This window comes from Paenibacillus sp. Y568 (assembly GCF_059445545.1).
On the sequence record NZ_JCAIUM010000073.1, the window covers coordinates 1 to 568 of the forward strand.

The 568-nt window shown below is 44.0% G+C and carries 1 protein-coding gene; it reads right to left on the reverse strand.

Annotated elements, in window-relative coordinates; translation table 11 throughout:
- The coding region (locus AC1D7X_RS25855) for a phosphopantetheine-binding protein (RefSeq protein WP_495476447.1) at window positions 1-568 on the reverse strand (568 nt) is incomplete at both ends.

Genomic DNA, 568 nt, shown 5'->3' on the forward strand with positions numbered 1-568 from the left:
AATTATTTGATGTATTGTTCGTTTCCACTTATGCAAGTCCAGCTCACCACGGATGCGTAATAGCACAGGAATATGATACGCATCTCCTACACTTTCCAATTGTTCTACAATGAGCAACCGCTTCTGTGCTGACGATACAGGATAGTAATCTGCGGGTGTTGCTTTCTTCAGAGAGGAATATCGGACTCCGTGCTTGCTGATTTGTTTCGCCATATCCGAAAGTACTGGCGTTCGGAATACTTCACGTAATGGAAGATCAGATTCTAACTGTTTACTGATCCGTGATACGAGTATTGCCGCCTTTAAGGAATGTCCACCAATATGAAAGAAATGGTCACTGCGCCCTACCTGTTCTACATCCAGAATGTCCTGCCATATGACTGCCAATTCTTTCTCAGTTTCAGTTTCAGGTGGGAGGTAAAGTTGTTCCTCCGTGCACAATCGTTCCGGTTGTGGCAGAGCTTTGCGGTCTACCTTTCCATTCATCGTGAGTGGAAGTTTATCCATTAACATCACATAGGAGGGAACCATATACTCTGGAAGTTGTTCCTTTACATATGCCTTCAGT